The sequence below is a fragment of the Fusibacter fontis genome, assembly GCF_055378735.1.
Map to the genome: position 1 here is coordinate 2134514 of NZ_AP042445.1, position 26461 is coordinate 2160974.

General features: G+C 35.9%; 20 protein-coding genes and 1 riboswitch. Of the genes, 4 read left to right on the forward strand and 16 right to left on the reverse strand.

The window, feature by feature from the left end:
- Positions 1–19 precede the first annotated feature (19 nt).
- Positions 20–100, forward strand: a riboswitch (Fluoride riboswitch).
- A gap of 126 nt (positions 101–226) precedes the next feature.
- Entirely contained in the window at positions 227–1396 is a 1170-nt protein-coding gene (locus ACZ41W_RS09675; RefSeq protein ID WP_464311774.1) for a cation:proton antiporter, read from the forward strand.
- A gap of 174 nt (positions 1397–1570) precedes the next feature.
- Here the strand turns inward: ACZ41W_RS09675 and ACZ41W_RS09680 are convergent, their stop codons facing one another.
- From ACZ41W_RS09680 to ACZ41W_RS09700, 5 genes are all read right to left on the reverse strand, one after another.
- A complete protein-coding gene (locus ACZ41W_RS09680; RefSeq protein ID WP_464311775.1) occupies positions 1571–1849 on the reverse strand; it encodes a hypothetical protein in 279 nt (92 codons plus the stop codon).
- 403 nt (positions 1850–2252) lie between these two features.
- Positions 2253–4325 (reverse strand): C25 family cysteine peptidase, encoded by a 2073-nt coding sequence (locus tag ACZ41W_RS09685; protein ID WP_464311776.1) that lies wholly within the window; start codon positions 4323–4325, stop codon positions 2253–2255.
- Positions 4326–4456: 131 nt separating this feature from the next.
- Positions 4457–5659 carry a hypothetical protein gene (locus ACZ41W_RS09690; protein ID WP_464311777.1) on the reverse strand — a complete coding sequence of 401 codons (1203 nt, stop codon included), beginning with the start codon at positions 5657–5659 and terminating at the stop codon, positions 4457–4459.
- Between the two features lies 1 nt (position 5660).
- Positions 5661–6572: an ABC transporter ATP-binding protein gene (locus ACZ41W_RS09695; protein WP_464311778.1), complete on the reverse strand. Its 912-nt coding sequence runs from the start codon at positions 6570–6572 to the stop codon at positions 5661–5663.
- 14 nt (positions 6573–6586) lie between these two features.
- On the reverse strand, positions 6587–7837 hold the full coding sequence (locus ACZ41W_RS09700; protein ID WP_464311779.1) for a hypothetical protein: 1251 nt from the start codon (positions 7835–7837) through the stop codon (positions 6587–6589).
- Positions 7838–8244: 407 nt separating this feature from the next.
- Here ACZ41W_RS09700 and ACZ41W_RS09705 point away from each other — a divergent pair, with 407 nt between their 5' ends.
- A complete protein-coding gene (locus ACZ41W_RS09705; RefSeq protein WP_464311780.1) occupies positions 8245–9438 on the forward strand; it encodes a Fic family protein in 1194 nt (397 codons plus the stop codon).
- 73 nt (positions 9439–9511) lie between these two features.
- Positions 9512–12277, forward strand: a complete 2766-nt coding sequence (locus tag ACZ41W_RS09710; RefSeq protein ID WP_464311781.1) for a nuclease-related domain-containing protein — start codon at positions 9512–9514, stop codon at positions 12275–12277.
- A gap of 105 nt (positions 12278–12382) precedes the next feature.
- Here the strand turns inward: ACZ41W_RS09710 and ACZ41W_RS09715 are convergent, their stop codons facing one another.
- The 5 genes from ACZ41W_RS09715 to malQ all read right to left on the reverse strand — a co-directional run bounded on the left by ACZ41W_RS09715 (position 12383) and on the right by malQ (position 19416).
- A complete protein-coding gene (locus tag ACZ41W_RS09715; RefSeq protein ID WP_464311782.1) occupies positions 12383–13834 on the reverse strand; it encodes an aminoacyl-histidine dipeptidase in 1452 nt (483 codons plus the stop codon).
- 99 nt (positions 13835–13933) lie between these two features.
- Positions 13934–15742: a glycoside hydrolase family 13 protein gene (locus tag ACZ41W_RS09720; RefSeq protein WP_464311783.1), complete on the reverse strand. Its 1809-nt coding sequence runs from the start codon at positions 15740–15742 to the stop codon at positions 13934–13936.
- Between the two features lie 74 nt (positions 15743–15816).
- Positions 15817–16773, reverse strand: a complete 957-nt coding sequence (locus tag ACZ41W_RS09725; protein ID WP_464311784.1) for an ABC transporter permease — start codon at positions 16771–16773, stop codon at positions 15817–15819.
- Positions 16770–17786, reverse strand: coding sequence for an ABC transporter permease (locus tag ACZ41W_RS09730; protein WP_464311785.1), 1017 nt, complete (start codon positions 17784–17786; stop codon positions 16770–16772). The genes ACZ41W_RS09725 and ACZ41W_RS09730 overlap by 4 nt, the downstream gene beginning before the upstream one ends.
- Positions 17787–17934: 148 nt before the next feature.
- Positions 17935–19416, reverse strand: a complete 1482-nt coding sequence (gene malQ, locus ACZ41W_RS09735) for a 4-alpha-glucanotransferase (RefSeq protein ID WP_464311786.1) — start codon at positions 19414–19416, stop codon at positions 17935–17937.
- A 257-nt stretch (positions 19417–19673) separates the two neighbouring features.
- Between malQ and ACZ41W_RS09740 the strand changes: the two genes are divergently transcribed.
- Entirely contained in the window at positions 19674–21239 is a 1566-nt protein-coding gene (locus ACZ41W_RS09740) for an alpha-amylase family glycosyl hydrolase (protein WP_464311787.1), read from the forward strand.
- 214 nt (positions 21240–21453) lie between these two features.
- On the opposite strand, the gene ACZ41W_RS09745 is transcribed toward ACZ41W_RS09740, so the two are convergent.
- The 6 genes from ACZ41W_RS09745 to ACZ41W_RS09770 all read right to left on the reverse strand — a co-directional run bounded on the left by ACZ41W_RS09745 (position 21454) and on the right by ACZ41W_RS09770 (position 26220).
- Positions 21454–22014, reverse strand: a complete 561-nt coding sequence (locus ACZ41W_RS09745) for a hypothetical protein (RefSeq protein ID WP_464311788.1) — start codon at positions 22012–22014, stop codon at positions 21454–21456.
- A 109-nt stretch (positions 22015–22123) separates the two neighbouring features.
- Positions 22124–22612, reverse strand: a complete 489-nt coding sequence (locus tag ACZ41W_RS09750; protein ID WP_464311789.1) for an RNA polymerase sigma factor — start codon at positions 22610–22612, stop codon at positions 22124–22126.
- A gap of 188 nt (positions 22613–22800) precedes the next feature.
- Positions 22801–23250, reverse strand: coding sequence for a hypothetical protein (locus ACZ41W_RS09755; protein WP_464311790.1), 450 nt, complete (start codon positions 23248–23250; stop codon positions 22801–22803).
- 580 nt (positions 23251–23830) lie between these two features.
- A complete protein-coding gene (locus ACZ41W_RS09760; protein WP_464311791.1) occupies positions 23831–24151 on the reverse strand; it encodes a hypothetical protein in 321 nt (106 codons plus the stop codon).
- 449 nt (positions 24152–24600) lie between these two features.
- A complete protein-coding gene (locus ACZ41W_RS09765) occupies positions 24601–25545 on the reverse strand; it encodes a TraB/GumN family protein (protein WP_464311792.1) in 945 nt (314 codons plus the stop codon).
- A gap of 54 nt (positions 25546–25599) precedes the next feature.
- Positions 25600–26220, reverse strand: coding sequence for a CPBP family intramembrane glutamic endopeptidase (locus ACZ41W_RS09770; RefSeq protein WP_464311793.1), 621 nt, complete (start codon positions 26218–26220; stop codon positions 25600–25602).
- Positions 26221–26461 lie beyond the last annotated feature (241 nt).

Genomic DNA, 26461 nt, shown 5'->3' on the forward strand with positions numbered 1-26461 from the left:
CCTCTATCTGTGCTATGATGTCAAAGATGGGAATGAGGTTCTCCCAAAGTGATTGAACAACCACTTAAACCGCTGATAAGCTGATGACTTCTGTGACTTTATTTTACGTTGCAGATTTATCAGCTTTTTTATTGGATATTTCGTCATAACTTTTTATACAATTTATAGCGATATGTATGCAGCACAACAACAATTAACACCACATTGATTAACGGAGGAAACTGTTATGTTATTGAGTTTAGCACTGATTATGATTATAGGATTTTCACTGAGTGGCATCCTAAACCGATTGAAACTGCCAGGACTCGTGGGGATGATTTTTACAGGCATCCTGCTTGGGCCTTATGTGCTGGATCTTATTTCTGACGATATACTCAATATTTCTACAGAGCTTAGACAGATTGCACTGATTATCATTTTAACGCGTGCAGGGCTTGCCATTGACCTCGCAGACCTGAAGAAAGTCGGTCGTCCGGCGATTCTCATGTGTTTTGTACCAGCACTTTTCGAAATAGGGGCGTTTGTGATCTTTGCACCGATGGTGTTACACATAACCACACTAGAAGCGGCGATTCTCGGTACTGTCATCGCAGCAGTATCACCAGCAGTCATCGTTCCACGCATGCTACACCTTATGGAATCTGGACACGGTAAAGACAAAAGCATTCCACAACTCATCATGGCTGGCGCGTCTATTGACGATATCTTTGTTATCATTTTGTTTACCGCATTTATGGGGATTCACGACGGTCATGCATTTAATGCCATGTCCTTAATCGAAGTACCCATCGCGATCCTATCTGGACTTGCGCTAGGCATTATGACTGGATTCATCCTCGTAAAAGTATTTAAAAGAATTCACATGCGCGATACGATTAAAGTGATGATTATTCTCAGTATTGCTTTCTTATTTGTTTCATTTGAAGCCTTTATTAAACCTTATTTTCCAGTGTCGGGACTCCTTGCCGTTATGGCCATGGGGGGCACTATTTTACAGGCGTATGAAGTCCTTGCAAAACGACTCAAAGGAAAATTTTCTAAGATCTGGGTGGGCGCTGAAATCCTATTATTTGTACTCGTCGGTGCCGCAGTCAATATCCACTACGTGACAGAAGCTGGATTATCCGCTGTTTTATTGATTTTACTGGCTCTCGCGGTTCGTGTTATCGGCGTACAAGTGAGTTTAATGAAAACCTCGCTCAATCTAAAAGAACGCCTTTTTTGCTCCATTGCCTATCTACCAAAGGCCACCGTACAAGCTGCAATTGGCGCATTGCCACTAGCTGCTGGCATCGAAGCAGGTCATACGATCCTCGCCGTGGCAGTCCTAGCAATCCTCATCACTGCACCACTTGGCGCAATTGGGATTGATCAGACTTATAAAAAATGGTTATAATAAGTCTTTATTAACAACAAAACGCTACAACATATATTTTACTTAGTGAAACTATTGAAATATAACAAGATAAAAATGACGATTGCCTTCAGTTGAAACATAATGTTCACATCCTGAAGACATCGTCATTTTATTTAACCTGACAACGTTTTTCATCATTTTTTATCAAAGAATTTATTGAACCAATACATAAATCACGAGTCCAATCTCACAGGCAGTCGTAAACCATACAATGAATACATCATCTTTTGGTAGTTTAGACGTTTTTCCTTGATAATAACGAATAATACCAATACATCCATATATAAAATATGGGGCAAAAATTCCTGTCCTGCTCCAGAAAAAGTCGAGATTCATCTCTCTAGTGATAAGAACATAGATAAGTATCAACACATGCATCCAATTGAGAACTCTACTTCGATTACGCTTATATTGATCATTGACCTCTCCCATTATCAATTCCCCCCCCAGTGATAATATATTATTTTCACCCCAACTATAACACAAATCCCCCATCATATGGCGCTACTTGTCATAAACTAAGATTCTTTTATTAAAATAGTACTTGATTTTACATTTTAAGTATTTGTCTCGCATTTAATGATAAAACAATATGCTCCAAGGTTTTTCGTATTTGCATAAATCTCATCATATGAAAATGCATTATAGACTTTATCAATATTTTTATCGACTTGTATCTCAATTGAGGATTCCGTCATTATGTCCACATCTACATGCAAAATTTCAAAATAGTCTTCATAGACTAGATAAATGCTTGCCACCCTATTATCATATATATAATTTGTGTCTGAATATACAGCGTCATTCAGTTAACATCCATTTTTTTCTTTCCATTTTATGCATCCTTAAAAGGCGAATTGTTGTAAATTAACGTTCTCATCTTTAATGTTAAAATGCACATTCCGTTGACAATCAATCCAGTCACGACAACAAAAGTAGTAACCCCAACTCCTAAGATATAATACATTGAAGTTTCAACATTAAAGAAATGAAGAACTAAACCAAATAATACAAATAAAATTCCTTCAATTCCTAGTAAAATTTTAAATGATCCTTTGGATTTAATAACGATGTAAAAAATTGATGAAAGTGTGATATACTTAAAGATTTGAAAATCTATTTGAATAACAAAGTGCTCAAAACAATAAAATAGCAACAAACTCATACTGAGAATAACTAAGTCGAATCGTTCTAACGACACATACTTTTCACTACCGTATTTTAATACTAAAAATACGATTGCGATTATCGCAACCAAAATCAAATCTACTGAAAACAACTCCTGAAACACAAAACTATACGATATATAAATTTGCTTCAGCACCTTTTTAAGCAATCTTACTATAGATGGCCCTTTTTCTAAATCGAAAGCGACTTCATCTCCAAGACATTCAGCAAAAACAACTCTATTCGCATTGGATTGCCACATATCGAAACCTTTAATTTTCAATTTTGAACTGACCTTTATCGGGACAATCGAATCAAAAAGAGTATGAGCAGGCAACTCAAAAGAATATTGATTTTTATTTAGTGTTCCAACCGTCTTAAATGCATGCCACATTGGGTCGCCAATTAAAATAGCACGTTCATAATTCTCAATGCTGTTTTTTATACCTAAGTTATGATATGTGACAAAGTCTCCGATTCTTACATCCTGTGTCGTATAAAAATGTGAACCTACACACTCAATATTGGGATTTGTAACGCCTCCGTTCTTTACCGAACCAATGAAAGCCACAGCACCTTTTTCAATAATATCTAAAGCAATACTATTCACCACATCAAATTTACCCGTATAACACGCTTCAAAAATGACAATAGGCGAATTGAGAAGTGGAATATCCGTTCCTTTTAACGAACTCCTATCATCTATTTTGAAACTAGTTGGTGAGCCATGTCCATATAGTTTTATATACGAACTCTCAGCGAATAGCTCTTTTATCGTTTCTTTATCTGCACTACGCCCACCTACTCGAGTATAGCTCCAATCGCCATATAACTCGCTAGAGTAATCATCTCTATTTAAAACATCTACTGCCGTTACGTGCTTCTCAGGATTCATTCTCGGATAATAATAACTTCTTACAACTAATAGATTGGCTTGTTGTGCGTTTTTACCCGTAATGATTCCAAGACTGATATCCATACATTCGTCATGATTTAGATCTAGTTGTTTTTGAATGTTTTCTAACTTTGTTGCGTTAAAATCCTTCTGAGAAACAACCCATGCAAAATACTGTGATTGCTCAGTTGTAACGTATTCGTCAATATCAAAACACAGTTTACCACCCCGTAAGGATGCTAGATAAAGACCTGAAACATATAATGATTCCGACTCTATATAGACAGTCAATTGTGAGCTTGCTAAGCACCTGTCATATAAATTTTTCACCTCATCATAAGTTGCAAAAGAGTCACCCTTTGAGCCAATCTCATGCTCTCCAATATAAATGGACTTTTTATTCCCGTACAATAAATCCTGACATTTTTGACTCGATGAATCTGAACAAATAAACAAAGGTAAGTCATATAAACAACTCATATGAGCTGCCATTGCAAGGATTCTTTTATCATCTATCTTAGCAACAACTATTTGTTCTGCATTTATTACAGGTTGAATTACTAAAGCTTCCTCGTCGCTATCAAGATTTTCATCTGCATTACTTTGATATTGATTTAAAAAATGATTAAACCCTTCATTTGTTTCATCCTCACTTATTATTATGGGAACTGATTGCTTAATGGATTCATTTAATCGTTCACAAAACTCAAACTCATCACTTGCTAAGATTGGACTCTGATCAAGCGAAAAACTATGTAAATTACAAATTCCAAGAATTGTAAACATCGATACAATAAAAACTTTATAGACTAATCTATATCTATTCTTCAAAAATCGCCGCATCATAACCCTCTCCCATTATCAATTCCCCCCAGTGATAATATTTTATTTCACCCCAACTATAACACAAATCCCCCATCTTTTGACGCTACTTGTCATAAACTAAGCTGTTTTTGTCATAAACTAAGATTGGTTGTTTAGAATTGACTCTCTGTACCTCCAAGTAGATCTTTTTTTTCGATTTCAAATCGCATATAGATCAAAGAAACTAATAATAGAGTTATGTTTGATACATATCCATACCAAAGGTTAAACTGTTCTTTAACCGACCATACATTTTCTATAAATAAGTACGAATACGGAAAATGACCCTTTATAATCGAACTTTCAGATTGTGTGGCATTTAGTAGCACTGATAGAAACACTATACAAAAGAACACTCCTATACTTGCATTTGTTGAATCTGTTTTCAACGAAATGAGCAAAATCAATGTAATTAGTGATGCTAACATAAAAAGATACAATACAAAACTAGCCGTTACTATCTGGTGAAGAGGTAAAATTGAGAATGAATTTACCGAGTTTATTTGTGAAGCCACGGAAAGCCCTTTTGACATCATTGGGTATTTCCAATCACCTAGTCCACCGATGAAAAATCCTATCATATTGATTGTGCAAAATGACACTATAAACATAGTAACGCCTATAATCAATTCCACAGCTACCTTTGAGATAAAAACTTGCTTCCTTGAATACTCTAGCGTATACATAATTTTATAGCTTCCATCATGAATATGTGTTAAATACCCATCAAAAATTAATAAGATGATCAAACTCGTTAATACGATCAAATTGATGCCACTAAAAAATCGCATACTCATATTTGCACTATTTACTTCATACGGATTCAATACGAGATCCTCTTTGTATCCATCTAAAAAAAGCGTATACGCTTCCCGTGCACGTAATTCCTCAAAAGTAAAACCGTGGCCTTTAATCTCTTGTAAAGGTATAACTTCGTCTTGAATAGAAGTTATATATAGACCATAAATTTTGTTCAGCGTAAGATTGATAAAACGATCATTGTCTTTATTACCACTTAACAGAAATTTACCAACAGTTAATTCATGCTTACTAAGCTCTGAAAAAAACTCGATTTTTTTATCAGCCCCTTCGTCTGCAAGTTCTCTTGAATTAAATTCCCTTAATTTTATCAAAGTCATTGCTTGTGTGTTTGCGACTCGACTCCTACTCATGTGTAAATTGCCCTCTGATTCTAAATAATCAGAACTAGAGTACCAAGTAAAAATCGAAAATAGTACTGAATAGAGTACAATAATGAATACGATTATTTTGTTTTTTGTCCGTTTAAAATGCAATTTAAATATACTTGCAATCATATCAGACCTCGCTTTCCACATTGTATACAGACTTGTACAGCATTTCAATATCTACAGTCTCCCGATAAATATCCACGATTTCAACGTTTTTTAAGACAAAGTATTTGAGAAGTTCATTTAGTCTTTTATCTGATTCTATGGAAATTTTAATTACATTCGAGGAGATTCGTTCTAGTTGAGTCCCATTCAAAACTAAGAACGATTGAACTGCATCAATCAATGGATCTTTGAACTGTATCATGTAATTGAGTTGCATACTTTGCATGACTGGAACATCCACAATTTTTCCATTATTAATGCAGATAATCCTATCTGCAAGCCGTTCTATTTCTCCTAGTTGATGTGATGAAAACAAAATTGACATATCTTCGTGCTTAATTAAATCTTTCAGGGTGTTTCTTAAATTGATAACCCCCGTAGGATCTAAACCATTGGTTGGTTCATCTAAAATCAAAAACTTAGGTTTGCTTAAAATTGCAATCCCCAACCCTAGTCTTTGCTTCATTCCAAGAGAGTATCTTGACACTTTCTTATCTATCGCTTCTCCTATGTCAACAAAATGAATGACTTCTTCTATTCTGTGAGAAGGGATTCGCTTAAGCTGCGAGACCATCTTAATATTTTCTCTACCGGTAAGTTCTGAAAATAGACCTGGATATTCAATCATCGAAGCCATACTTTTCATCGCCATTTTACGTTGCTTTTTAACATCGAATCCATTCATCAAGATGTCTCCTTCATCATGATGAATCAAACCACATAAACACTTCATAGTAGTTGATTTTCCTGCACCATTTGGGCCTATAAATCCAACTATTTCATTTTTTCCAACATCAAAACTTATATGATCAAGGACTAATTTTTTGTTAAATGATTTGCACAAATTTTTTACTTCTACTAATTTATCATTCAAATTAAGCCTCCAAACTAAATATTTTTATGTTCAAACACTTTACACCCCGAAAACAGCAACACTACTGTACACAGCAATAGAATGATCCCACTTGAAATAAAAGTGGTATTATAAACACCTTCAAGTATCCGTACAGGATTAAACATCGTGAAGGGGCTCAAATTAATATGATCCATTTTAGTCAAATGCATTGTTCCTAAATAACCCAACATAAATACGATTCCGCTTATCGTTAAAGATACAATGCTACTCTGAATAAGTGCAGATATAAAAATGGCTATCGCCGATAAAAAAGCGACAAATAAAATAGCAAGACATAATGAAAGCATTAATAATTGATAAAATGGAATCACCTGAGTATTGGAGTTAAAGTCTCCCCCATAAACAAAATGATCATTCAATGGTGGGATTCTCCCAATTGCATTTGGATAAAGTTCACTTATTCTCCCCACTTCTAGTGAACAATCATAGAAATTTGGAATTCCATGTATTTCTGTAAGTGGATTTGATCTCACAACCATTGGATAATTTAGCCTCATATTTTCTCCACTTAAAGCACTCCCACTATATAGCAAACAGATTGGAATCATTAAAATTAAAAGGATTTGAAATAAATTGCTAGCCCAAACGGATAAATACAACTTTTTTCGGTCGTAGCCTGAACTAATCAACAGCTTTATTTTGCCATCTTTTTTCGGAATATTGATTGTGTTATAAGCTAAAAATATAGAAAGAATGACGATTGCAAATGGTAATAGTGTATCTAAATAGGTATATAAGATGTTTATCGTGCTCAACTCATCATTAAATAACATATCCAGATTATTCATGTATAAATAATGATGGTATTGAGCCATTAGTAAATACATATTCGTTGGAATTGTTCCCACACCTTTTTCTCTTACGGCAAAATCAATTGATTCATAAGGTATATCCTTCGCAATATCGCTCCATATTGGTTGAATGGTTGCATTTACATCTAAATTTGCCTTTGTGTCTGGATACTGTTCACGTAAATGTAACATTGTAATCAAAGTAATTAGTCGATTCATCTCTCTGTAATCCTCTGAATAACTTAGATTCCAAATTTTTTCTCCAACTTCATCTAATAATTGAAATGAACTCTCTGCTTTGGGATTCCTTAATTTTTCACTTTCAGTTAATGATTCTGCTTTTTTCACATGAGAAATGGTCATAAACGAATCTGTTGCATAATTCGTTGCAAAATACCGGTGTTCTTTCTTCTCTTCAATACTTTGTATCATAAGCAAACTTGCTAGACATAGAACAAGAATTATAAGCCATGTTTGCCTACTCCTTATTTTTAAATATAGCAACCATTTTAATAGCATATTCGCCTGCTTTCTTTCTATAATTCCCTTTTCAAATTTTTAGTTGTTTTGATTAGCTCTGATGTTTATGGTAATAACACTATGTATGTTCTTTTCTATTATAATTTAGGAGACATTAACAAAATATTAACCAAACATTAAATATGAAATTTATTTAACACTTTGTTCGTCACATTTCAGTTTTTTTGAACATCACACCGAAAGCAAAACCATTATCATGCTGTTTTACCTTTGTTTTGAACAAACAAATTACTTATATTTGTGTTTACTTGTTATATTTTGTGATTTATAATAAGTTAAACGAGTATTGGAGGCTTTCTATGAAATATCGATTACTTTCTAGTATGTTTTATGAAGACAAAGAACTGTATCAGAATACTTACATTACAAGATTTCAAAGTGAATCCACCTATCGATTTAATTTTAAGATTGGAGAACATCATGCTTTTGTAGTAATTCATCATGATATTTTACAATCTATCACGTCAATTTTAAAATTGAATCATCAATTGTCATTAAAAGCAGATACTTTACCTGGTATTGCATTAAAACAATTTACTAAAAAGTGTCTCATAGATGAAATTAAGATGACGAATGAAATTGAAGGTGTTATCAGTACGAGAAAAGAAATCAGCGAGATATTAGACGATCTGAGCAAAAATAGTCGATTGTATGGTCTTGTAAAGAAATATGAACTATTAACAGAAGAGGACATTGCACTTAAAAATTGTACTGACATCCGAATTTTGTATAATGAACTGGTACTTAATGAAGTCGCGGATGACAATATCGACCATATTCCCGATGGATTGATTTTCAGAAAAGACCCTGTTTATGTACAAAGTAAAACCGGTAAAACATTACACACAGGCCTTAATCCTGAAAGCAAAATAATTGAGACAATGACTGAATGTCTTTCTATTATAGATAATGAACACTACAATCCGTTTATCAGTGCTGCTGTATTTCACTATATGTTTGGTCATATCCATCCATTTTATGATGGTAACGGAAGAATAAGTCGATTTATAAGTAGTTACTTATTATCTCGAGAATTACATCCTCTTATTGCTTATCGACTTGCTTATACAATCAAAAAAGATATCAATCGTTATTACAAAAATTTTGATACTGTTAACGATCCTAAAAATAAAGGAGAGATAACAAGTTTTGTACAATATTTTTTACATGTTTTAACCGAATCACTAGAAGAACTTAATTATTCCTTATCAGAAAGTGCAAATAAACTCGCGTACTACGAAAATGAAATTCAAGCGCTACAAAATTCTAACTCTCAAATAGATGAACGTGTAAGTTTAATTCTATATCTACTTGTACAAAACAAACTGTTTGGTGAATCTGAATTAAGTGTCTACGATATAGTTGAAATTACACATCTCAGTCATTCTAAAGTTCGAAATTCACTTAATCTTCTTGAACAAATGGCATTAATTACTTCTTCAAAATCCGGAAGAAAACACGTTTATGAAGTAAATTTGAACAACTGGAAATAAACCACGTTGGTCCGTTATCGAACATCTTAACAATGTGCTATAATAGTTAAAAAAAGAAAACCTTGAGGTGAAAATGGCTAACTTTTTAAAAAATCTATTTAAGGGAAAAGAACCGTCTAATAATGATCAGAGTCCTGTAAATGAATCCAAAAAAGCACCCGCAATAAAACCTATAAAAGAACCTGAAAATTCATCTAATAAAATCAACAGTCTCGGATTGTCTAATGGCACCACTGAGGAAAAGCAGTATAAAAAAATGTCTTATCGTCCACTTCCGCAAAGACCGGTAGTTGTTGAAACTGAATCATCTATCGTGGTTAATACCGAACCATCTACATTAGTTGAAGTTGAGGTTGATGCTGAAGCTGAAAACGAACGCCAAAGACGTCTGAAGAACGATTATATCAGTACCTTTCCATGGAATTTCAAACAGCAAATGGAAGATTCTTATACGATTTTTAACGAGCAATTTGAGACGCTCGTCCAGAAAATTGTCCAAGAACGTATCAATGTACAAAGAAACCGGAAAGATCGTTTTGAAGAAGTTATTCTAAGTTCTATCACTCAACTCAATACCATTGTCGCTTCTGTAAATGCCGTAAAAAACGGTTCTTTTTCAACGATGCGTGATTATAAAAACAGTGAATTCAACGACTATAGTACAAAACTACTCTCCATGATGAACTGGCTAACTGATTTTTTAAATAAGATAAGCAGCGAGAAATTTACGTCCTTTACGGAGCAGTTTCCAATCACTCCAATTGATAAATTTGCAGCTGATAACTCATTATTTTTAACGATGATGGGGATGCTCAAAGGCGATAACGGCGAGAAACTCGTTAAAAGAGAAATCGAAAAGAACAAACTTCAGTTTTTATCAAATTTAAACTTAATTGAACCAGGAGACTCTGAACGATTAGAACTAGATTTTCTCATCGTAGATGGCAAAAAAGTGTATACCTTTGAGGTTAAAGATTACAGCGCAAAAGAAATCGTCATTGATAGCTCTGGATCGACTCATAAAGTCACCAAAAAAGGAAATATCGAGTCCGTCAATATTATCAGCCAAGTTGGACGTTCAAGAAGAATACTAAAAGCCATCTTGGGAACTGAATTTGAAATCATCAATCTAATTGTACTGACTGATCCAGATACCGTGATAAAAAATAATATTGATCGAAACGACTTAAAAATTATTCATTTTGGCTTGTTGAATTTTATATTAAGTGATATCAATCAAACCGATCAAGAGACCCTTAAACTGAATTATGACCGGATTTTGGCATTTTCAGGTGAAGAACGGTCCTATCCAAAACACGATGTAAAAGCGGCATACGATGCAATCTCTAAGTCCATCAGTACCTTTTTTTCGACGTACCCAAAGGATTTAGAATCGATTTATCTTTATAACGTAAATGAATTTATGAAGCTCATCGACACAGAAAAAAACTTCCTCAAAACAAATGATTTTTCTGAGCTCTTACGTCAAATAGAAGATCCGGCCGATCTTTCTCCGATTGATCGAAGTACGTATGACTTATATAATCTTTTTGAAAGAAGCACTTTCGTCCTCAATAATACTAAAATACTTGAACCTAAGAATATATCATCTAATGCGCAAAGCAGTTTCAGTCAGGATTTATTAAAAGATGAACCAACGCTCTCAGTTGTTGATTTTAGTTATGAACATCTTCTTTATAATAGAGGGCTTTCATTTGCCTATCTCATCCAAGAGGAAAAAAACAAAGCACAATTAGCAGATAAAAAAACTCTCAAAATTTACCGTTTTCTTTTTGATGATGCTATCCAGTTAACAGTTGAACCTGCTAAAAAAATAGAGTCAGCCATTCACGTTGCTGAGGTACTTTATCAAGAAAAGCTCACTAAGTATGGTGAAAATCATCTTAATACACAGCGGGGCATGGATGATCTTGGTTATTTATACGGAGATCTTGGCAATTACGAACAAAGCAGTCATTACTATAGCAAACTCTATGTCCAACAAAAGAGGGTATTGGGAGAAAATCATATACAGACTCTGAAAACAGGGCATTCTTATGGAACTGCACTGGGAAGTGCTAAAAAGTATGATGCCGCTTCTGCTTTATTGGAAACAGTCTATCAAAAACGCTACGAAGTTCTCGGACGTGGACATGTTGACACGCTTGAATCTGGAAAATTCGCATGCTTATATCTTCATAAGGCAAAAAAATTAGAAGAAGCATTAGAATTAGGAAAAATCTTATATGAAAGTTCAAAAGAAGTTTTAGGTGAGTTGCACAAAACAACTTTAACTCGACTAAGCGACTTGGGTGTTTTGTACTCTGAAAGTGGCGAACTAGAACTCAGTTTGTCATTGGGATTAGAATGTTACGAAAAAAGCAAGAGTGTTTTAGGAGAAGACAATAGCTCAACACTAATAAGGCTCAGTAATTTAGCAACTTTTTACTATGATTTGGATGATTATGAAAATGCAGAAAAGGCTTTTCAAACACTGTATGATTGCTATAAAGAGACTTTAGAGCCCGATCATATTAGACGGATTCTTGCAGGGCTAAATCTCGCGTGTACTTATTGTGAGAATTCCAAATTTGAAGAGGCCATTGCACTTGCAGAACCTTTGTTTATATCAGCATCATCGAAAAAAGACATCACGCCTCTAGACAAGCATAAGTTCTCTCGTCTCTACGGACTTATTCTCGCAAAATCAAATCAAATCGACGCTTCGCGTTCTCTCTATGAGCAGATTTCAAGCGATTTAGAACTCGTTAAAGACGAGCTCAGTTTGTATCAGCTAAAGAAATTAGCACAGTGGCAAAGATTAATTGGGATAGAGTAGTTAGACTGTTCACCCAAATAAAACAAATGACGATCCCCTTCACATCAACATCGTGAGGGCATCGTCATTTTTAATTTACACTATTTTCACTTATCATAAATTCAATTACTTCAACCTCTTCAACACTTCACACAAAAACTCATATGTTCTTGCAGTGGAGCTGATGCTGAGGCGTTCGAATGGTGTGTGTACATCGTGCATGTTTGGTCCAAGGGATACCATGTCGATGTCGCCGACTTTTTCTTTTAAGAAGCCACATTCAAGTCCTGCATGGATTGCGTCTACTTTGATGTCGGTTCCAGTTAAATCTTTATACGTTGCACCCATTAAATCGCGGATAGGGGATTCCACTTTAAATGGCCATTCTGGATAATCGGCCACAAGGGAATTGATTCCGCCCACTGCTTCGCTGATGAGTGCCATCACTTCATTGAGTTCTTGTTTTTTCGATTTGACGGAGCTTCTGATTGCATTAGTGAGTTTTACACCTTGCTCAGTGAGTTCAAGTACGCCGAGATTATTGGACGACTCTACCAATCCTGGCATGCCTGCGCTCATGGTATACACGCCAAACGGTGTCAATCTAAGCAGCTTTTCAATTGCATCTCTCGTCTTCACATCGTAAACTTGTTTAGGAAGCTCACAAGGTGCCAGTTCAAGTTTGATGCCGCCATCTGCTACTTCGTACTCCGTCTTAAATGTTTGCTCGAGCGACGCCACCAAATCTTCCAATAGGTAGCGATCTTCGCTTGAAACGGCGAATTTCATCACACAGCGTTTCGCGATGGCATTCATTTTTTCGCCACCATATATTTCAAAGAGTTCAAATGGGAAATGTCCCTTAAATGCCGATAAGATTCTACCCGCGAGTTTAATTGCATTGGCTCTATTTTTACCGATCTCGATTCCAGAGTGACCCCCTGCTAATCCCGAAACAGTGAGTGTATAAGCGTGTGTGTGTTCTGGCTGTGCCCATTTCACGGGAATTTCAGTGATATTGTTCACACCACCTGCACAAGAAGCCAAAAGTGTGCCTTCTTCTTCAGAGTCAATATTGATGAGAATATCCCCCGATACATGCGCTGGATCCAGCGACATGACGCCGTCCATGCCCGTTTCTTCAGATGTCGTAAATAACGCAACGAGGTTCGGATGCTCTAAAGTCTTACTTTCCAAGATGCTCATCGCCATGGCAACCGCTATGCCATTGTCCGCTCCAAGTGTCGTTCCCTCTGTTTTGATCCAGTCACCCTCTACGACGAGTGGAATCGGTTGTGTCTCAAAATCAAAATCTAACGTATCGAGTTTTACGCATACCATATCTGTATGGCCTTGCAAAATCACCGTTGGCGCTTTCTCATAACCAGGCGTTGCCGGTTTTTTTATGATGATATTGTTGAGTGGTTCTTTGATCACTTCAAGTCCTAAGTTCTTTGCAAATGCTTCTAAATAGCTCGCAACAGCGGCTTCATTTCCCGATTCTCTCGGAATTTGTGTCAATGCCTCAAAATTTCTAAATACACTTTCTGGATTTAAACCCTTTAACACATCTTTCATAAAAAGTCCCCTTTTCTATACATACGACTTATTTCATAAACGATCGTCTAAATAGTCTTTCAGGTTTATTTTAACATAGAATATTTCGTCTATCTATGTTTATTGTAAAATCAACCATCCCTTTGCAGGAAGCACATGCTCACTTGACGGCTCAACTTTTCGATTCTCGTAAATGTCTTCCGTACAATCAGACGGGATGCGTATCTGACAAGGTTCATCGGACAAATTAAGAATGAATTTTAGTTTATGCTGCTCGGTTTCTTTCGTGTAAGCTAAGAGTTGAGTATCCACTTTATGCACACCAAGTTCTGACGCCTTGATCCATTTCACATCCACCGCTTTCATGGCATCATAGGTCGAACGCAGGTGAATTAATTGCTTGACATGATTTCTCAGATCTGTATTTTGCTTGCTTTCATCCCATGTCATGCATTGTCTATTGCCATCATGCACGCCTGTTAATCCAATTTCACTACCGTAATAGACACTTGGTGAACCTGAAAAGGACATTTGCATTAAAAAGGCTAATTTTACTAGGGCATCATCATCGTGGAGCATCGTCTTCAGACGAGACGTGTCATGACTATCCAGTAAATTGAATAGATACGGCGTAATATTCTTCGGGTACATCACGAGTAATTTACTTACATCGTTTTGAAATTTCTGTACATCATAATCGGCGTATTCCGCTTCATTGCTCAGTAAATGCCAGATTGGATAGGTCAGTTCATAATTCATCACCGAATCAAACTGTTCGCCTCGAAGCCAAGATGTCGAATCATCCCAGTTTTCTCCTAATATAAATACATCCGGTTTAATGGCCTTCACGTGCTGTCTAAACATACGCCAAAACTCATGTGAAACCTCGTTAGAAACATCTAATCGCCAACCATCAATATCGTATTCCTCGATCCAATACGTCGCTACGTCCAAGAGATACGCTTGCGCCACTGGATTGCCTGTGCGCCATTTTGGCATATTGGGTGTAAATGCAAACGTCTCATAATTGAGCATGCCCTCTTTGAATTCCCTAGAAAGCTTTGGAAATCCCTGTTCGTTCAGCGGAAAGTTAATGACAGGCTCACTGAGCAAGTGAAAACACTGAGCATACTCAGAATCATAACCGTGTTTCACCACATCCTGAAAATACGGATGCTTGAATCCACAGTGATTAAACACAGCATCGAGCATCACGCGAATCCCTCGTTTATGCGCCTCTTGAACCAGCAGTTTGAACGTCGCATTGTCGCCAAAGCTCGGATCAATTTTAAAATAATCAATCGTGTCGTATTTGTGTGTCGTCGGTGCTTCAAATATCGGCGTAAAATAGATCCCCGTCGCACCAAGATCTTTGATATAATCGAGTTTCTCAATAACGCCTTTTAAATCCCCACCAAAATGCATCTCGTTGGTCACCTTTGTCTGGCTCCCCCAAGGAAGCGTATGAGGTAGATCGAGCGAAGCGTCACCATTTGCAAAACGCTCCGGAAAAATCTGATACCAAACGGTGTCTTTCACCCATGTAGGGGCACTAAAGACATCTTCTGCATTGAGATAAGGAAAATTATAATAATCCCCAAATGAATGAATCGATTCAGGATGAACTTTTAAATCCATCGTGCCATGAGCACCCATAAAAGTCGTATCATCTAGCAAAAATGCATACCGCATGCGCTTATACTCTGGTGAAATCGCGATAAACCAATAATCATAATGAAGATCTGTATATTCTTTCTCCATCACCTTCGAGTGCTCAGCGCGTCGATGTCGGTTAAAGGGATCGCCCCAAAGTGCTTTGACGCTTTTTATATCATCCTTCGCCGTTCTCAGCCTGATATGAACTGTCTGTTCATCATACGCATAGGCATATTTACTTTTTGCTTCATGGTACAAACCGTGGATATTCATAGTGTTCTCTCCTGTTTTCATAAATTCACTATGAGTATTTTGCTCAATTTTAGAAATCACTTTCACTTGCATTTTTAGATAGAATTCTGTTGTGATTTTGGATCAAACGCCGACTTGAACCCTTCCCCAATCATGCGGATACTTCCCACTGAAAGTGAGATGAAGACCATCGGGAACAGCCATAACCAGTATTTAAACTTGATGGTATTGAACCCTCGAAGCCCTGGTATGAGGTTTCCCCACGTTGGAAGTGGAGGCGTAAATTCAGTGAATGAAAAGCCAAGCTCTACAAACGCCAAAGTAAGCTCTAAAATAATAGCATTACACATCATAATGGTCGATGCGATAATAATCGTTCCAAAGACATTTGGCAGTAAGTGTCTCGTAATTTGTTTCACCTTCGAAATTCCCATCAGCTTCGCCGCTTCCATAAACTCTTCCTTCATCAGAGACTGTAATTGCGCACGCACCATAGTGGCAAGCGACGGAAATGAAATAAGTCCATAGAGTCCCATAATAAATAACATCCAAGACGTTTCATTATCAAAGGAATGTCTCGATAAAATCGCCCCTATACACACCACCGGTAGAATCGGTAAAGACTGGATAAAATCCATGATTCTCATGATGAGATAGTCTACTTTTTTACCATAAAATCCAGCGACTGCGCCAAAACCAATCCCGAGTATGGAGTATATAAAAGTGGCAACCACAGCAAATAAAAGCGATCGCTTACCACCTTCCATCACCAACAAGAAGATATCTTGCCCGTAGTTATTGGTTCCAAACCAGTGATTTGAACTTGGAGGCGCTTTTCTATTAAAGGAATCATAGCTATAGACGCCGTACTTTGAAAATACAGGCGTTAAGAAAATCAACAGCATCACCGCAATAAACAAGACCAATCCCACGACTGCCACTGGGTTGGACATAAATTTGCGTGCCACTTGTTTCCAAGGACCATCTGAAGCTGATTTTTGCTGGCGTTTCACATATTTTTCCATTTTTTTCTCATTCGTATTCTTCATCATAATCCTACCTCCGTGCGTAACTTTGGATCAAATATCGCATACATTAGGTCTGCGAGAATATTGCCAAACACTGTCACAATTGAAAAGAATACCGCACAAGATAAAATAAGATTGGATGAATACCAATAAAGCGCTTCGATAAATAGCGAACCAATCCCCGGCCAAGCGAAGATTGCTTCGATGAAGATATTGCCGATAAACATTCCCGGCAACATAATCGCCACAAGAGAAATCATAGGAATCATGGCATTTCTCATGGCGTGTTTATATAAAACCGTTCTTTCTCTAAGTCCTTTAGACTTTGCTGTACGGATATAATCCTGATCGAGGACATCGCCTACTGCGTTTCTCACATATGGGATTACGCCAAACGAACCGGTAATTGCGATAGTTATTACGGGTAAGAACATATGTCTTGCCACATCAAACCATTCTGCCATCTGCGACGGATACCCTTTCGCTAAAAACAATACATTGTGCATCCCGCTAATAGGTAGCTGAAAACGCGTAGCAATTTTAAAAATCATTAAAAGACCAAAATAAAAAGTTGGAATGGATGTTCCGATAATCGCCACCCAAGTCATCGTATGATCAAAGATAGAATTTTTCTTCTGAGCTGTCCGTATACCTATCGGAATCGAGATCAACAGCATCAAGATTAAACCTGTAAAATTTAAAAGTAGCGATTTCCAAAGATGCGTCCCCACAACTTGCATCGCTGGCTTTTGATGTTGAAGAGAGAGTCCAAAGTCTCCTTTTACTGCGCGTTTAAGCCAAATCCAGTACCGCTCATGCCATGGCTTGTTATAGCCGAACTCCTCCATGACCTTGTCGTAATACTCTTGAGTGATTTCTTGTTCGCCAAACCTCAAATACGCTCTCGCTTCATCACTTGGGAGTGTACTGATAAAAAAGTGCAAAAACATCGTTGATAATATAATGATGATTAGTCCATTAACAACCCTTCTAAATAGATATTTAGTGATAATAACGCCCCCTTCCGTTTTAAGCATTATATCACCTAGAATTTTCTGAATAATTAGAACACTCTTAGTTTTGTATTAAGAATTGTTAATGATACTCTGTAATTGTTAAAAAATCGCAATCACCTGTTAAGCGCAATTGCGATTTTTCGAATTTATCGTATGGGGGTACGAATCATTATAATCTGCCGTAGATCTTCGTCACATGATGAATCTTCTCTGCAAGCGCAGGTGATAAGTCATGTTTCGTAATTCTCCACAGCCAGTTACCACCTAAGGTCGATGGAAAGTTCATGCGCGCTCGATTGTCTAGACCTAAAAAGTCCTGCATCTGAGCGATGGCGAGGTAAGCAACCGAGCTCCAAATACCACGGATAAAGCCCCAGTGATAGCCTTCGCCTCTGTCGAGTTTTAGGTAATCAATGGCAAAGCGTCGATCGTGTTTCGCCACCGTATCCATCCAGCCACAAACTGTTTCATTGTCATGCGTTCCTGTATATGCGATAAAGTTTTCTTCGTAATTATGCGGTAAATAGTCGCTTTCTTCGCGAGAATCAAAGGCAAACTGGAGGATTTTCATCCCAGGAAAACCTGTAAATTCACGAAGTTCAATCACTTCATCTGTGAGATATCCAAGGTCTTCAGCGATGATATTGACATCGCCAAGTGCCTCTCTTACCGCTTCAAATAGTGCCTTTCCAGGGCCTTTTACCCATTTGCCTTTTTCAGCTGTAGGATCGCCATATGGAATTTCCCAATAAGCTTCAAAGCCTCTAAAATGGTCAATTCGAATCACATCGAAGAGTTTTAAACTGTACTCAATACGCTTAATCCACCATGTGTATTTTTGTTCAGCCATATAAGCCCAATCGTAAATAGGATTGCCCCAAAGCTGACCTGTTACAGAAAATGCATCTGGTGGACAGCCTGCAACACACATCGGTTTGAATTTTTTATCGAGTTTAAATAATCTTGGATTTGCCCACACATCCGCTGAATCTTCCGCAACGTAGATCGGCAAATCTCCAATAATCTGTATCCCTTTATCCTCAGCAACAGCTTTGAGTGCATACCACTGTTTGAAGAAAAAGTACTGCGTAAACACCCAAAATTGGATATCTTCTGCATTGGTTCTCTTAAATGCTTCTACTTTTGGCGTCTTGCTGTTTTCATAACCAGCTTCCCACTCCATCCAAGATTTATTGCCATTTTTAGCTTTTATCGCCATATAGAGGGCAAAATCTTCGAGCCACGCTTTTTCGCTTTCATAAAAACGTTCTAGTTCATGAGAAAGTTTTACTTTTGCGTGATCAAAAGCCAGCTTAAGAAGTGGCATTTTGTTTTGATAAAGTTTCTCATAATCCACTTTATGGCGATTCTTGCCAAAGTCTGTTTTATCGACCACTTTTTTATCTAAATAACCCATATCAATCAGTTCGTTAAGATCAATAAAATAAGGATTGCCAGCAAATGCTGAAAATGATTGATACGGTGAATCTCCAAATCCGGTAATACCAATCGGTAGAATCTGCCAAACGCGTTGACCACTCTCCACCATAAAATCAATAAAATCGTATGCACCCTTTCCTAAATCACCGATGCCGTAATCACCCGGTAAGGATGAAATATGTAGTAAAATACCACTGCTTCTCTTCCTCATATATAGCCCCTTTTCTTTGCAACCGTTTGCACAATCCAATTATATTCACTTTTTTTGACCTTGTCAATAATGCAATCGTGTCATTTCATTCATTATACATACAAATAATTTTACACGACTCCGATAATTAAAGTTGAATTATACCAATGAATACCCTAAAATTAAAGAAGAAAGCAATTAATTTCATTTCTTCTTAGGCTTTTATTCATAAATTTGCGCAAACGATTGCGCTTTTTAACCATAAGGAGGTTCACTTCATGCGCAGACACATTCATTTTAGAGCATCTCATAAGCGTTTTACCATGAAAAGCTACACAAAGAACGTTTTCATTTGCCTCACCACAACACTCCTGCTCGTATCGGCATCCTTTTCACTAACAGGTTGCCAAGCTAAAACCAACACCCAGACCACAGCACCCATCACGGAAAACACTCTCACAGCAAGCGAAGCAACTAGCGAAGCGACCAGTGATGCGAGTGCCAATACGCCTGAAGTTTCTACCTCTTGCATCACCAAAGACGATATGATCTATTTCCTCATGGTGGATAGATTTGCTGATAGCAACCCCGATGACAATCTTCCAGATGTGGACAAGAACAACCCGAAAGCCTTTCAAGGGGGCGATCTACAAGGCATCATCAATCAACTTGACTACATCAAATCACTTGGCACAAATGCTCTATGGATCACGCCTATCATGGAAAATGGACCAAATGGGTATCATGGATACTGGATTTATGATTTTTACAAAGTGGACCCACACTTTGGCGATTTAGAAACATTTAAAACTTTGGTGGCTGAAGCGCACAAATGCGATATAAAAGTCGTCCTCGACTACATCGTCAACCATACAGGATATGATTCGCCTTGGCTTAAAGATCCTGAAAAACAAGACTGGTTTCACGAGAATAAGACAATCAACAACTGGAAAGACAAAACTGAAGTAGAGATGGGCTGGCTCGCAGGACTTCCCGATCTCGACCAATCCAATCCAGAAGTTGAAGCGTACTTTATCGACAATGCCCTGTGGTGGATTGAGGAAACTGGCATCGACGGTTTTAGACTCGATACCGTTCGCCATGTCTCTCACGATTTTTGGAAAACATTCTCTAGTACCATCAAAGCCAAGTATCCCGACTTTTTCTTACTTGGCGAAGTGTGGGATCAAAATGCAAAGACGCTTGAAGCCTATCACCAAGACGGTATCGACAGCATCACAAACTACTCACTTTTCAATGGTATCGAAAATGCCTTTAAACTTCAAACGATGCCCGCATCTTTAGTCAATGCGCTAAAAAAAGAATCTGAGTTTTCACATCCGTCGCAAAATGCACTCTTTATCGACAATCACGACAATTCAAGATTTATGAGCAATAACCCACGCATGTCTGAAGAATACACCAAAGAAGCACTGACTTTCTTATACACTTATCCGGCGATTCCAGTACTTTACTACGGGACAGAGATCGGTATGAAAGGCGCCTATGATCCTGATAACCGCCAGATGATGGCATGGGAGAACACTGAAAACAGCGCCCTTTTAGATTATGTTAAAACCCTTAAAGACATTCGCGACCAGTACATGGACACCTTCACTTTAGTGGCTTCTGGCAGTGATTTCATCGCATATGAAATCAAAAAAGACGACCAAAAGATGCTGATCGTCATGAATACTTCTGATAAAGAAACCACCGTAACCTTTGATTACGCAGCGAAAAGCTTAACCGACTATACCACTTCAACTGCTGTTGATGCATATAATGGTCAATCCGTTTCTCTGAAATTTGCGCCTGTGTCCATTGGGTTTTACGTGGTGAAATAATGAAAAACTTCAGGTTTTTATCGCGCTAGCAAACTGCGTTTACCTCGGACGAGTCTCCACCCAAAAATGAAAAATCCACCTTCAAGGTGGATTTCCATTTTTTAGTGGAGATGGAACGTTACTGTTCATATACACATACAACTTGATGTGGCCAGTTTCAAGTGGTTCACGAGATACAATTTGCAGAGAAATGAACTATAGTTCATCTGATTATTCATCTCATGCTATTAATTAGATACATTAGCTCATTTTTCGCTGCTCTTTCCCTATCTTCATCAAAGTTGCCAAAAATATCACCACTAAATTGATAAATTGTTTCATCCTTTTGAAATTCTCCCAAGATATGTGTGTAGTCACCTTCTGGATAGTTTTCACTTGATGTATAATGTGATGTAACATCATTAACAATCCATTTAAGTTGGTGGTCAATGTTTTCTATTGCTTTAGATGCTGAAATCGTTATTGTAAAAAACTCTGAATTCGAGATTTTCATTGGCCTTATTATAACATTATAACCATCCCAATCACCTTTTTGCTTGCTTCTTTCAAGTGAAAATTCTTCTGATGCCACATGTATATATGGATTATCTAAACTCGATGAATAATTTGGAATAAGCACTTTTTTTTCTTCAAAAAAAGTTTTCAATTCTTCAACTGAGTCAATGTATTTAATCATTACAGAATAATCTGCAATATAGCTCTGTAACCATAACATGGCAATCGAAAAAAGTACAATAAGAATAATAATCAGGATAATTTGCTTTATTTTTTTCATAGGGAAAAACTCCTTATATTACTAAATATTAAATTTATACATATAAGTTTCATAATTTGATGGAATGTAGATTTTTGGCATTATATATCCAGAAGTGTTATTTGCTACACTAGGATACCAATGAAAGAGATATATTTTGAATCTCAGCATTTTTGGCATCTTCAAACTTGAAGTAATACTTTTGTGTCAACACATCGGCATATTCTGATGATAGTTTTGCCAGTTTTTCTGCGAGTATTTTAGCGTCACTCAATCTTATGATAATATTCTCCGTGGACTCTGAGATTAAATCCGGTATATCTTCAGTTTCTTCAAGTTCTATCATCGGATGGTTCATCTTTTTTCTGTAAAGATCTATTGCTGTGCTCTTAACTATAGTAACGATTAAGTACTTTGTCTTGTTACACTTAATGTCATTTATTCTTTCTATGTAAGGAATTAACTTGATGATGGATGTTTGTACCACATCTGCTGCATCATGAGAATTATTTAATATTTTATTAGCGATGTAGTACATTTCCTTATGATATTCGCGATAAATCCTCTCTAGCAGGTCTCTTGATTCAGTATTTTCTATGACCATTAAAAATAGTAGCATCATTCACCTCATTCAGGGTTTATTATTTGTGACTATTTGTGACTGTTTATAATTATTTGTAATTGTCATTATTATATCACACAACTAAGTGCCATTATATATTATTTATCTTCCACAGATTACATAACACCTCTCAATTGATTCACTGATTTGAACGAACTGAGAGGTGTTTTTTTAAAGTATTCTTATTAATGCTCAGTATAACAATTTATGAACTCACCTTTTGTAAAGCCAGTCTTCTCATTTGTTATGTCAATCAAAATATACATACTTTCTACGTTGTTATGGATGATGTCTCCTACTAAATGGGCCTTGCCATTAAAGAAATCAGAATTCTCTTTGTCAAATAAGTCCATATCATACATCTCAATATAAGGATTGGATTTTCTTTTATACTTTTCGACACTATAGACTTTGTCGTCTATACTCAGAGTACCATTCATATAATAAAAACTAAACGGAAATTGAATCAATTTTCCATTGAAAGTCACTTTTTCTACATCTAAAGAAGAATTGCTTTTATCAACTTCAAATTGAAACTGAAATTTTTTGATATCGATAGTTAGAGTCATAATAATAACGATAATTGCAATAATTCCCACTATCGAGATCATGATTAAAAATTGTCTTTTTTTCATCAGAATCCTTCCATATCCAGTTTATTTTCTAATTTCATTCTCATTTTTTACTGTTTTCTTATTTAAAGACAGCATCCACAAATGTAGTTTGAAATACTTATTAGAGATCCTTTTAGTATTTAAGCTATAAGCATCAAATCATTATGGTTTTACCGGTGTTTTAATTCTTATGCTTTTGTTATCATCTAAAATTATCTTATCAATCAACGCTTCAGTGGAATATTTTTCATTTACAAATAGCTTAACAAACATATTTGTATTCATTAAATTTTCATGATGATATAACTCATTATGTGTTTCTGAAAGTTCAATCTGAGAACTCCCATCATTACCAACATTATGTTTCAGAGTCAATTAATTCGCAAATAGAAGATTATTTGTCTGAACTAGTTGGTATTCATTTTCAGTACTATTATACTTTTTAACTTCCCAGTAACAAGGTACATTAACAAATAAGTAATCTGCATTTTTTGTGCCTGCTTCTATAGGTTTGATAATTCTTACAGTTATGTTTTCGTTATCATTAAACTGAAAAATGTCCTTTAGCAACTGAATGACCCCTTCATCGGAAAATGAGTTGTCACTCAATACATTTACAAGATGTCACCTCATTACGCGTCGTCAAAATTTTATCGAAATCCTCATCCATAAATATGTTTGTATCATACTTATTTTCATCACTTTGAGAAAGCTCCCACGTATTTAAAATTTCAGTTTTCAAATGAGTCAAATTTTTTTGTATTTCCGTTTCTATTTTACTATTCATTATAATTTGATTCTCAGAATTATTTCCACTAAAGATTAGAGTATTTTCAACTGATGCATATTTACAAAACCAAACCAACAGAACGAAAATGATAATGATAATAGATATAAAAATAATCCTCAACTTACTCTTCATATTGTCACCTTGTTTTTTATCGGTTATCAACCTTGATAAAATCGCTCACTTTAATTATGGTATAAATATTAGTTACTAAATATTTATCTAAACCCTCCATCTATTCATATTTTCTCTCAACTAGTATCCACAATATCCTCCTAAAAAATTATTTTCAACTGAACTCACTATATCATAAATAAATAATTTTAGTTGACACTTGTAATAAACTAAGCTGTTTTTGTAATAAACTAAGATTCTTTTATTAAAATAAAACTTGACTTAAAAGGTTTTAAGTATTTTTGCTTTTATATCATATCCAAAAGATTCATTTATTTACATATTATAAAGTTACTCTGAATTACGCCTATCACGGATAATGAATCTTAGATAGTAAACAAAACACCTCTCAATCGATTCACTGATTTGAACGAACTGAGAGGTGTTTTTATTGTCACAATTCTATTTAACTAATACTGGTTCACATCATACCCCATGTTTTCAAGCAGCTCTACGATGCTTTTTTCCCCAACAAAGTGCGCTAAGCCAACCGTGATAAAATACGTTTTTCCGTCGTTTTGCTTGAGTATTGCATCTATTTTATCTGCCATTTTTTCATTTCTAATGAAGAGTATTTTTTCTTGATATTCGTCGATCAATGCTTGATCCCAATTTGTATTTTCTGATTTAGATTCATTTTCACACAATTCTTCTAATTCTTCTAAATCTCCTGCACTCCAATAACCCATAATTTTTTTTATTTCCTCAATATATTCTTCACTTTTTAAAGATTTAAGCAGTATTTCGACCTGCAATTCAAGGCTCATATTATACAGAACATCATATTCATATTTTGCTTCTTCAAGTCCATATATCGGTTTATTTTGCTCTTGTGCTAGATTATAAATATACTGGTCTACTGGCACTGCTTCTTTTAACGCCTTTTGGAGTATTATAGAACTATATATCATACTAATCTGCATCGGTTTAAAATTGCGCACTGCGTTGATGTCCATATCTACTTCAGTCAATTTGTCTCTTAACAATGTGTACTCTTCATCAGATAATAAATCCTTTAGATTATTTCCCATCTCTAGGCGTGAATCTTTTGCTATTTCTTCAAGTTCTTCTTTGCTTAACTGTTTCCCAAAATCAATTTCAAAATAGGCTTCATCCGAAACCTCTAACGCTTTAGTAATTTTTTCGTTAATCGGATACATGGATTCTTCAGAGACATGGATTCCCCCTAAGAAATAAACTGTCGTATCGCCTTTTTCAACTTTCCACATGACGCCGGTTAGATCCTCTTCGTTTTGAGCTTTACTACAACCCGCCATCAAAGGCATTGTGATGAGTAAAATAATTAGTGTTAGGATAATAGCTTTAGATTGGTTTTGAAATTTTTTTGATATCATGGTTTGCTCCTCTTATTGGTTTATTATTGAAATGACATCCGTCACATATGATTCTTACATCGCCAAGATTAAAGCAAACGCCATGAATCCAGAATTAATCATTGAGTGAAGTAAAGTGGTTGCGATTAATGGTGGTCCTGACTGGATTTTAAACACTAAATACGTATACGATAAAATCAAGCCTATTACAAATGCGTCTAACGCTTTGACCACTGCAAAACCGACACCTAATGTATCAACATACGCTAAAAAATGTGGTATTGCAAATAATGCCGCTGAAAAAATGCCAATACTAACAAAACTAGGTTTGTTTTTTCCTTTTCTTTTTCTATGCATAAACAAAATCTCTATTGGAATAAACTGAAATAGTAACGTTTCTGTAACTGGTGCGATTAATACAGCCCCAATAATTACGCTAAGCAAGGATTCTTTTGATGCCAAAGCGTCAGAACTATTATGCATCAAAAAAAATAATGGTTGAAATAAGCAGGTAACAATCACTGCGGTTACCCACATAAGAAGTAAAAAAGCAAGAGAGGGAAGATGACTCACTTTTTGATGTAGGCGCAGATACCATTTTTCCTTCAAAATATTGGGCTTCTGTTCATTCAGGTTGTTCTTTAGTTCACTCATATTGTTTTCTAATTCAGACATATTATTCTCTAATTCAGACATAGATTTTCTCCTAATTTTGCTAATAAATAATTTGTTTTTCTTTAATACAATTATATTCTATAAATTTCAATATAAAAATTCAATGGCATTCCATTAATCGGTTAGTTTTTGGGGTTAGATGGTATTTTCTATAAACTCACATCGGTTAACGTCCTTGTTGATTGCTATGTTTTCAAGTATAATCAGATTATAAATTCTTTTATTCTTAAATACACCCATCATAGATGATGGGTAACTTTCG